2 protein-coding genes are annotated in these 2693 nt (G+C 67.1%); one reads left to right on the top strand and one right to left on the bottom strand.

The features are described from left to right. The coding region (locus tag HOQ08_RS10140; RefSeq protein WP_291194034.1) for a phosphomannomutase/phosphoglucomutase at positions 1-1912 on the top strand (1912 nt) is incomplete at its 5' end. A 72-nt stretch (positions 1913-1984) separates the two neighbouring features. Here the strand turns inward: HOQ08_RS10140 and HOQ08_RS10135 are convergent. Continuing rightward, complete coding sequence (locus HOQ08_RS10135) at positions 1985-2653, bottom strand: hypothetical protein (RefSeq protein ID WP_291194031.1); 669 nt, start codon at positions 2651-2653, stop codon at positions 1985-1987. Between the last annotated feature and the right edge of the window lie 40 nt (positions 2654-2693).

Below are 2693 nucleotides of genomic sequence, written 5' to 3'. Positions count from 1 at the left end.
GCCGGTGGCCTGGATCGTCACCGATGGCCTGGGCAAGCAGAAGCTCGCGCTGGCCGCCCCGGTCATGCGCGGCGCCGAACTCGTAGGCGTCGCCAGCGTGCGTCTGCCCCTCGCCAAGCTGGGCAGTGGCGTCGAAGCAGCCCGCGTTCCGGAAGACACGTACCTGGCCCTGCGCCAAGGCAGTGCCACCGTGGTCGAGCGCGGCGACAAGGCCCTCGCCACCGGGGCCGAAGCGATGGCGGCGAAGGTGCCGGGCAGTGACCTGCGCGTCGCCGCAGCGGTGCCGGACGTCGCCGGCGGGCCGCTCGGTCTGGGCTGGCTGCCGTGCACCGTCATCACGGCACTGCTGGCGTTGGGAGCGATCGTGGCCTGGTTCTATCCGGCCCTCACCCGTGGTCGCGGAAAAGCCGCAGCCATTGAAGAAGGCAGCATTCAGACGCTCGGCCAATTGGCCCCGGAGCTGCTTGCCGCCCAGCCCGTCACCGCGCCGAAGCCCGTCGAAACCGAAGCGACGCCGGTAGTAACGAAAGGTGTGGCCCTCGACCCCGGTATCTTCCGCGCCTACGACGTCCGCGGTGTGATCGGCAAGACGCTCGACGCCGGCATCGCTGAGCTGCTCGGCCAGTCGATCGGATCGGTAATGCAGCAGCAGGGCCTGCTCGACATCGTGGTCGGCCGCGACGGCCGCCTGTCGGGCCCAGAACTCAGCGAAGGCCTGATCAACGGCCTGCGCAAGGCTGGCCGTAATGTCATCGACATCGGCATGGCGCCCACGCCGGTCGTCTACTTCGGCGCCTACCACCTGCGCGCGGGTTCCTGCGTGTCGGTGACCGGCAGCCACAATCCGCCGGACTACAACGGCTTCAAGATCGTGGTGGGCGGCGAGACATTGTCGGGCGACACGATCACCGATCTCTATGACCGCATTGCCGGGAATCGTCTGTTCACTGCAGACAACCCGGGAGAAGTGCGCCAACAGGACATCAGCGAGGACTACGTCCAGCGCATAGCCGCCGACGTGCAGATCGACCGCCCGCTCAAGGTCGTGGTCGACGCTGGCAATGGCGTGGCCGGCGACATCGGCCCGCGCGTGTTGTCCTCGATCGGCGCCGAAGTTACCCCGCTGTACTGCGAGATCGACGGCACCTTCCCCAACCACCATCCCGATCCCAGCGAGCCGCACAACCTCACCGACCTGATCAAGATGGTCGAGCGGCTCGACGCCGACCTCGGCATCGCCTTCGACGGCGACGGCGACCGCCTTGGCGTGGTCACGAAGGACGGCCAGAACATCTTCCCGGACCGCCTGTTGATGCTGTTCTCGCAGGACGTGCTCGAACGCAACCCGGGCGCGATGATCATCTTCGACGTGAAGTGCACGGGCCGCCTGCCGGGCCACATCCTGCGCCACGGCGGCAGCCCGCTGATGTGGAAGACCGGCCACTCGCTGATCAAGGCGAAGATGCGCGAAACCGGGGCCGAACTCGCCGGCGAGATGAGCGGCCACTTCTTCTTCAAGGAACGCTGGTACGGCTTCGACGACGGCATCTACGCCGCCGCCCGCCTGCTCGAGATCCTCTCGGTGCAGCCCGACACGCCGGCCGCGACGCTGGCCGCGCTGCCCAATGGCGTGTCCACGCCGGAGATCAAGGTGGATGCGCCCAACGGCGATCCGCACAGCTTCGTCGAACGCTTCCGCTCGGCCGCGCAGTTCGAGGGCGCGCGCCTGTCGACCATCGACGGCCTGCGCGTCGACTTTCCCGATGGCTGGGGCTTGGTGCGTGCATCGAATACGACGCCGGTGTTGGTGATGCGTTTCGATGCCGACAACGCCACGGCGCTCAAGCGCATCCAGCAGGCGTTCCGCGAGCAGCTGCTGGCGTTGAAGCCGGATCTCTCGCTGCCGTTCTGAGTTTCGATTCACTCGCGCAAAGAAAAAGCCGGTCAAACGACCGGCTTTTTTGTTCGCAACAGGCGGAAGGAATCAGGTGCCGCTTTGCACCGGCACGACCGCCGGCGTCTTCGGATCCTTCAGTGCGCGGTAGGTCTGCAAGGCATGGTCGAGTTCGAGGTCAATCTCGCCGCGATTCTGGCGGTGCACGGCGAGCAGGCTCTGCTGGCGCATGAGTTCGGCGTGCTGGGTGCGGATGGTCCCACTGAGGTTGGCCGGCACCGTCTTGCCCGCCAGTTCGGCTTCGCCGGCCTGGCGCAGCAGGCTGATCAGGCTCTGGCGCAGGCCACCGATGCTCAATTGCGCCGCCTTGATGGTGTCGTCGAGCAGGGCGATGCGATCGTTGAAGGCGCGGCGCAGGTCGGCCTCCGTCGCATAGGACTCGGCCATCGCGTGTTCGCGCATGCGCTGCGCCGCTTCCTTGAACTGGTTCTGCCGGTCGATCTCGGCCTGCGCCGCGGCGGCGAGGCGCTCCTCGGCGGTCAGGGCGCGGCCGACCTGACCGGTGGGAAGGCCACTCTTTGGGCTGATCTCGGTACGCGCGCTGTCCACCGCATTCGCCGGCAGCGCATCGCCGCAGACTTTCCGGCCGCCTTCGTTCCAGCAATACAGCTTTTTCTTCCCCGCCTCCTGGGCGCCGACCGGAGCGGCCAGCAGCGCCGCCGTGAGGGCCAGCGCAAGCGGGGCGTACAACTTGTTCATGAAAGTCCTGCCGAAGTCTCGCGGTTGGACAACCACTAGC

Source organism: Frateuria sp. (genome assembly GCF_013362045.1).
Lineage (GTDB): Bacteria > Pseudomonadota > Gammaproteobacteria > Xanthomonadales > Rhodanobacteraceae > Frateuria_A.
Note: the sequence above shows the minus strand (reverse complement) of the source record. Positions and strands in the feature narration are given on the sequence as shown.